This is a genomic window from Curvivirga aplysinae (genome assembly GCF_009711445.1).
GTDB classification, from domain to species: Bacteria; Pseudomonadota; Alphaproteobacteria; order UBA8366; family Aestuariispiraceae; genus Curvivirga; species Curvivirga aplysinae.
This window is the reverse complement of sequence record NZ_SMMC01000070.1, coordinates 1-6,762: the sequence shown is the minus strand read 5'-3', so window position 1 is coordinate 6,762 and position 6,762 is coordinate 1. Positions and strand designations below refer to the sequence as shown.

General features: G+C 42.4%; 7 protein-coding genes. 5 read left to right on the top strand and 2 right to left on the bottom strand.

The genetic code is table 11. The features are described 5' to 3' along the window. The coding region (locus E1160_RS01170; protein ID WP_155153161.1) for a GFA family protein at positions 1-354 on the top strand (354 nt) is incomplete at its 5' end. A gap of 7 nt (positions 355-361) precedes the next feature. Here the strand turns inward: E1160_RS01170 and E1160_RS01165 are convergent. Both E1160_RS01165 and E1160_RS01160 read right to left on the bottom strand, forming a co-directional pair. Continuing rightward, positions 362-1,024, bottom strand: coding sequence for a glutathione S-transferase (locus E1160_RS01165; protein WP_155153160.1), 663 nt, complete (start codon positions 1,022-1,024; stop codon positions 362-364). Positions 1,025-1,031: 7 nt separating this feature from the next. Further along, positions 1,032-1,631 (bottom strand): TetR/AcrR family transcriptional regulator, encoded by a 600-nt coding sequence (locus E1160_RS01160; protein WP_218048636.1) that lies wholly within the window; start codon positions 1,629-1,631, stop codon positions 1,032-1,034. A gap of 108 nt (positions 1,632-1,739) precedes the next feature. On the opposite strand from E1160_RS01160, the gene E1160_RS01155 reads away from it, so the two are divergent. The 4 genes from E1160_RS01155 to E1160_RS01140 form a co-directional block, all read left to right on the top strand. Further along, positions 1,740-2,990, top strand: a complete 1,251-nt coding sequence (locus tag E1160_RS01155) for a sarcosine oxidase subunit beta family protein (RefSeq protein ID WP_155153158.1) — start codon at positions 1,740-1,742, stop codon at positions 2,988-2,990. Positions 2,991-3,001: 11 nt separating this feature from the next. Next, entirely contained in the window at positions 3,002-3,301 is a 300-nt protein-coding gene (locus E1160_RS01150; RefSeq protein WP_155153157.1) for a sarcosine oxidase subunit delta, read from the top strand. Then, positions 3,298-6,225 carry a sarcosine oxidase subunit alpha family protein gene (locus tag E1160_RS01145; RefSeq protein ID WP_155153156.1) on the top strand — a complete coding sequence of 976 codons (2,928 nt, stop codon included), beginning with the start codon at positions 3,298-3,300 and terminating at the stop codon, positions 6,223-6,225. The genes E1160_RS01150 and E1160_RS01145 overlap by 4 nt, the downstream gene beginning before the upstream one ends. Beyond that, positions 6,218-6,762 (top strand): sarcosine oxidase subunit gamma family protein (locus tag E1160_RS01140; RefSeq protein WP_155153155.1); only part of this gene is annotated, 545 nt, incomplete at its 3' end. The genes E1160_RS01145 and E1160_RS01140, both read left to right, overlap by 8 nt.

The following is a 6,762-nucleotide window of genomic DNA, read 5'->3' as shown; positions in this document are numbered from 1 at the left end:
TGCCAATGTGGGAACGTCAGATTGGTTGTTTCATGTGAACCTGATAGGGTTGGTATTTGTCATTGTATGGATTGCCGGAAACATCATGGCGCCCTCTTTTATGCTGCGGCTGTGTTTCCTAAAGATGCCGTTGAGATTGCAGGCGATACAAAGGAATATAAAGGGCGTTTTTTTTGTCCCAATTGTGGTTCATCAGTTTATGCAAAAAGCGATAATGAGATAGAAATCCATCTAGGCAGCATGGATGAGCCTAATCAATTCACCCCAACATATGAACTATGGACCAAGCACCGAGAAGGCTGGTTACCAGAGTTTACTTCTACGCAATGTTTTAGAAAGAATCGTGAAGAGTAAGGTGAAGTTAAGGAAATATCTCAAACGCTTTATCAGTATCTAACCATGGTTTGCGTTTTTTCATGATGGTCAGAAATGGTTCGGAATTACAGAAATTATCTAGCCAGTTTATAAGATGTGGAAGGGCTTGTTGATCAAACCAGTTACGATCCGTATTGGCGAATTGACGGATAAAAGGCGCAATGGCGAAATCAGCGAAAGTGATGTTATTTCCAAAAAGATATTGGGATTGGCTTAGGCGTTCGTTAAGATCCTGCAATATTACCATATTCGCATCACGATGTTCGCTGGAAACAGCGCCTTCGGCTTCATAGCGATTTTCGTATTTGTAACGATCCAAATGATGTTTGAACGGGCCATCAATTTTCTCAATCAACGTAAGCATGTCATCAGTAGGATGCTGGATGGATGGTATCTGGAGTGTGTTTTTATCTTGTGAGACTGCCCATAACATCACATCCAGACTTTCTTCCAACACTGTTCCATCTGTTAATTGCAAGACGGGCACAGTGCCTTTTGGTGAGATATGTAGCATCTCATCAGGTTTGTTTTTTAATTCAATCTCACGTATTTCACAGTTGATGCCACGAGCATAAAGTGCAAGGCGGCCGCGCATGGCATAAGGACAACGGCGAAAACTGTATAGGATAGGAAGGCTTTGATCGGACATGATGCTCTTACTTGGTCATAAAATCTTTCGGCAGATCATAACCTGTTAATTGTTTAAAATAAATCGGAAGATATTTTTTTCGTTGATCTGATGTTTCTTTAATGCCCATAGCGTAGTAACCGATCTGATGAAAGTAATAAATACGCGCCCGGATCAAAGCAGAATCTATATCTTCGCCAAGCTCTTTAAAGATATTTCCTAAGGCTGTCATTCGTAGTTGATCAATTAAAGTGACCTTCTTTTGGATATTCTCATTCGTTCTGGCCCATTCACGGATCGCCATGTCTAGGGCAGGGTTATATTCATCTTCATCTATGATGATTTTTGCAAAGGTAATTAAGCGATCCATAGCGGGGGTCGATTCTTCTAAACTACTAATGAGGGGGTCGCTATCTTTATCTGCCCAATCATCGACAAGCTGATCTAAAAGATCCTGACGACTTTTAAAGAACCAATAAAAGCCACCTCTGGTGACATCTAGTACTTTTGCTAAACGATCTATTTTCACCCGTTCTACACCATCGTTGATTAACATTAACTGTGCCGCTTTAAGCCATTCTTGTTTGGTTGTTTTAGTATTGCCGCGAATATCGTTTTGTTCAGTCATTTTGATAATTCTCTTGACGGGTGAAAATATGAAATATACAGAACTGTATAGTTTGTGTTTGGGCGATTGTCTAGAATTGCCTGTCATAAAGATATCTAGGGGATAGAAATGCAGCACTATTCGGTTTTCTCGCTAGCCCGAAATGCAATGAAGCATCACGAAGATTGGCATAAAGCATGGCGTAGTCCGCCGCTTAAAGAAGAATATGAAGTTGTGATTGTTGGCGGTGGTGGCCACGGTCTTGCCACAGCATATTATTTGGCGAAAGAACATAACATTACTGATGTTGCTGTGATTGAGGCCGGGTGGCTTGGTGGCGGTAATACAGGGCGCAACACCATAACGGTACGATCTAACTACCTCTATCCTGAAAGTGCAGAATTTTACGATTTCTCCTTAAAGCAATATGAAATCCTAAGTCGTGAGTTGAATTTTAATGTGATGCTAAGACAAGCAGGCTTGTTACGTTTAAGTCATAGCCATCATGATGTGGAAATGTCTCGACGTGCTATTAATGCCATGCATATGAATGGTGTAGATGCGGAATGGTTAACACGGGAAGAAATTATTGAGCTTGCGCCGGGCGTGAATGTGAGTGAGGAGGCTCGTTTTCCGATATTCGGCGGCATGAACCAGCCAAGAGGCGGCGTCGCCCGTCATGATGGTGTAGCTTGGGGATATGCCCGCGCGGCAGATGACCGTGGTGTCGATATTATTCAACAATGCGCAGTAACTGGTTTTGAGAAGGCAGCGGATGGTTCCCATCTAGTAGTAACTCAAAAGGGAACTGTAAAAGCCAAGAAGGTGGCCCTTTGTGTTGCTGGTCATTCCAGTGTGTTGGCAGAAATGGCTGGTTTCCGATTACCCGTTACATCCATGGCGTTGCAAGCTTGTGTTTCTGAACCTCTGAAACCTTTTATCGATACGGTGGTCTTATCACCAGATGCGGGCGTCTATGTGAGCCAATCGGACAAAGGGGAAGTTGTTATGGGCGGGGGGCTCGATCTTTATCCTTCCTATGCTCAAAGAGGTAACGTGCATACCCTTGAAAATATTGTTGCGGGTATTGTTGAGATATTCCCGAAATTGCGACGTGTGAAATTAATGCGCCAATGGGCGGGTATTGTTGATATCGTTTATGATTCTTCCCCTATTATAGGGCATACCCCAGTGAAGAACATGTATGTCAATTGCGGTTTTGGGACCGGCGGTTTTAAAGCTATTCCTGCCGGGGGATATACGTTGGCCCATACAATCGCAACAGATCAACCTCATAAACTGACAGAAGCCTTTGGGTTAAACAGATTTGAAACCGGTGCTTTCATTGATGAGATGGGTGCAGCGGGTATCGCACATTAAGGGGATAAGAGATGCACAAGATTACATGCCCTTATTGTGGGGAACGAAGTGAAGAAGAATTTAAATATGCAGGCCCATCGCATTTGGAACGACCAATACCTGCATCGGAAGTCACAGATAGCCAATGGGCAGAATACCTGTTTATGAGAGATAATATAAAAGGGATTTCTTTGGAACGTTGGGGGCATATACATGGATGTAGCCAGTATTTTAATCTGATCCGCAATACCGTGACCCATGAAATTTACGGGTGCTATCAAATGGGTGAGCAACCCCCTGAAGGTTGGCAGAAATTGGGAGATAAAAAATGACATCATTTCGTTTGCCTTCCAAAGGACGTTTAAACCGTGAAAAGCTAATCTCATTCACTTTTGATGGAAAAACCTATTTTGGGTATGAGGGGGATACAATTGCCTCTGCCTTAATGGCTAATGATGTCTCAGTCGTAGGGCGTAGTTTTAAATACCATCGGCCACGTGGCATTATGGCGGCAGGTGCTGAGGAAGCAAATGCTATCGCGCAGCTGGGCACACCACCTTTTGAAGAACCCAATGTCAGAATGACAACGACGGCTATACAAGAAGGACTTACGTTAAAATCTGTCAATTGTTGGCCCAATGCTAAATATGATCTATTGGCAGTAACCGGTATTTTAAAGCGTTTCTTCGTCGCAGGATTTTATTATAAGGTTTTTAAATGGCCGGGATGGAAATTCTGGAGCCCTATGGTTCGTCAGATGGCAGGGTTGGGTACAATCCCTAAAGAGAATGATCCATCTGCATATGATCATCAATATAAGCATGTGGACGTGCTCGTTGTTGGGGCTGGGCCTGCGGGAATACGGGCAGCCTTGGAACATGCAAAAGAAGATAAGCAAGTTCTATTAGTAGAACAGGATCACCAAATTGGAGGCGCTTTATTATTTGAAGATGCCCAGATTTTTAATTTATCTGCATTGAAATGGATCGATGCCCAAAAAGAAAAATTACAAAGTCATCCAAATGTGACAGTGATGACACGATCTACGGCTGTTGGATATTATGATGACAATCTTCTTGCTGTCTCAGAACGTTTAACCGACCATATTGATGTGAATAAGGTAGCGGATACGCCAAGAGAAAAACTATGGCATATCCGAGCGCAAAAGGTTGTTTTGGCAACCGGTGCCATAGAGCGACCATTGGTTTTTTCCAATAATGATTTACCGGGGATTATGTTAGCGTCAGCTATTCGCACTTATGTGAATAGATATGAGGTATCTCCCGGTCATAAAGTGGTTATTGCAACGAATAATGATGATGCTTATCGAACAGCACTCTGCTTGCAAAAGGCGGGAGTGAAAGTCGTTGCATTAGTAGATGCAAGGCAATCGCCAGATGGTTATCTTGTTCATGCAGTAGAAGATGCGGGTATCGAGATATTAAAAGGACATGTTGTAACCGAGGCTAAAGGTCAAAAACGTTTATCATCAGTGACGGTATCGCCCATTGATTTGTCGGAGAATGTGTTAAGTACGATGCGATTTAATTTGAAATGCGATTTGCTTGGTATGTCGGGCGGATATTCTCCGGTCGTGCATTTGCATTCTCAATCAGGTGGTAAGCTTCGATTTGACGACTGTAAACTCGCATTTGTGCCAAGTTTATATGTTCAAGACAATGAATGTATAGGTGCGGCAAATGGGTACTTTGAATTGTCAGATATTTTAAGTGATGTTGAGCCAATACATAATTCACCTATTGAAGCTTTATGGGATTTACCAACAGAGCGTGAAGATATTCGACATGCCAAGCGCTGGGTGGATTTCCAACATGATGTAACGTCATCTGACGTAAATCTGGCTGCAAGAGAGAATTATACTTCTGTAGAACATTTTAAACGCTATACAACAACAGGTATGGCAATGGATCAGGGTAAGACAAGTAATATCAATGCGCTGGCAATCCTTGGTCAGGTAACAAATCGGGACATACCAGAAGTTGGAACCACAAAGTTTCGTCCGCCTTATACGCCAGTCACAATGGGGGCGTTTGCAGGTCGTAAACGAGGAAAGTTATTTAAGCCAATTCGTTATCTGGCTCTTAATAGCTGGCATGAGGCTTATGATGCTGTATTTGATGAATATGGTATATGGACTCGACCCGCATATTACAAAGAAGATAATGAGACAGCTCAAGCCGCTATTGAACGTGAAGTATTACATGTGCGTCATGCTGTTGGTATTCTAGATTATTCGCCATTGGGTAAAATTGATGTGCGTGGAAAGGATGCCGCAGAATTTCTCCATAAGTTTTACATAAATAATGTAAAGGCTATGAAAGTCGGTGTGGCACGATATGGTCTCATGTTGAATGAACAAGCCACAGTTATGGAAGACGGTGTTTTCTCTCGTTTAGAGGAAGATCACTTTTGGCTCACCACTACCAGTGGTAATGCGGCAATGATTGCTGGATGGTTAGATGAATGGCGCCAATGTGAATGGCCTTATTTGGATGTGATTGTAACGCCTATGACCACTGGATGGGGAACTATTAGTATACAAGGGCCAAAGTCACGAAAGCTTCTTGAAACATTAGGATTGGACATTGATTTCGCGAATGAGGCATTTCCACATATGACTGTACGATGCACAACATTAGGAAGCGTGGAAATTAGAATCTTGAGAACCAGTTTTACTGGGGAGCTGGGATATGAAGTTTCAATGCCATCAAGTTATATGCGGTCTATGTGGGAAGCTTTATTAGAACGTGGGAAGGAATTGAAAGTGGAACCATTTGGGGTAGAAGCTTTACTGGTTATGCGGACTGAGAAAGGCTATGTTCATGTAGGGGGGGATACAGATTCTGCGACGATCCCACATGATATTGGATTTGGTGCGATGGCAGATCGTAAGAAAGATGATTTCATAGGCCAAAGGTCTTTAACACGTGAAGCTGCCTTGCAAAAAAATAGGGAGCAACTGGTTGGTCTTGAAGTAATCGGAGACAAAGTTCTACCTGTCGGTGGAATTATTATGGCAAATGGTTATTCGGCGCCACCTGCGCCTATAGAAGGACGTGTCACCTCAAGTGTGTATAGTCCGACACTTAAGAAACCTGTGGCGCTGGGATTAGTGTTAAATGGATATGAGCGTATGGGAGAGGTTATAAATATATATGATTTTGAGGGAAGCTATGAAGCGAAGATAACATCTACTTGCTTCTATGATACGAAAGGGGAGCTAGTTCATGGTTGAGGCATTGGCACTTGAAAGACAGGATAGACATGGAGATATGTCTCTCGCTTTATCTAATTTATCTATTTCTCTATTGAGAAATACTGGGATCGCAATGATTCAAAAAGCCCAACCTGTAACTAAGGATCAAGTTATTGCACTTAGTGATGAAATGAACTTCACATTGCCTATGGAAAACTGTCGTGTGGTGACGGATGAGCAGGGAGCGGAGATATGTTCGATAAGCCCTACCACGTGGTTTGTGCAATCGGATTTTGACAAGATTAGTAGCTATACGCAGCAAGTAAATAATTTAGGTCACGGACGCTCAATTATTGCGACTGATATGTCGGATCAAATTATATGTCTAGAAGTATTTGGAGTAGGGGCAATAGAGTTATTCTCAAAAGGATGTTCTCTTGATTTCCGAAAAAGCATGTTTCCTGTTGGTTCTAGCGCACGCAGTTTGCTAGGCCAGGCCAATGTTATTTTTAACCACATTGCTGTTGATAAATATCATTTACTTTTAGATGTGAGCTTATTGGATTATTTATGGAA

Coding starts and splice junctions, on each gene's coding strand:
- E1160_RS01165 (WP_155153160.1), bottom strand. CDS start 1,024: ATGTCCGATCAAAGCCTTCCTATCCTATACAGTTTTCGCCGTTGTCCT.
- E1160_RS01160 (WP_218048636.1), bottom strand. CDS start 1,631: ATGACTGAACAAAACGATATTCGCGGCAATACTAAAACAACCAAACAA.
- E1160_RS01155 (WP_155153158.1), top strand. CDS start 1,740: ATGCAGCACTATTCGGTTTTCTCGCTAGCCCGAAATGCAATGAAGCAT.
- E1160_RS01150 (WP_155153157.1), top strand. CDS start 3,002: ATGCACAAGATTACATGCCCTTATTGTGGGGAACGAAGTGAAGAAGAA.
- E1160_RS01145 (WP_155153156.1), top strand. CDS start 3,298: ATGACATCATTTCGTTTGCCTTCCAAAGGACGTTTAAACCGTGAAAAG.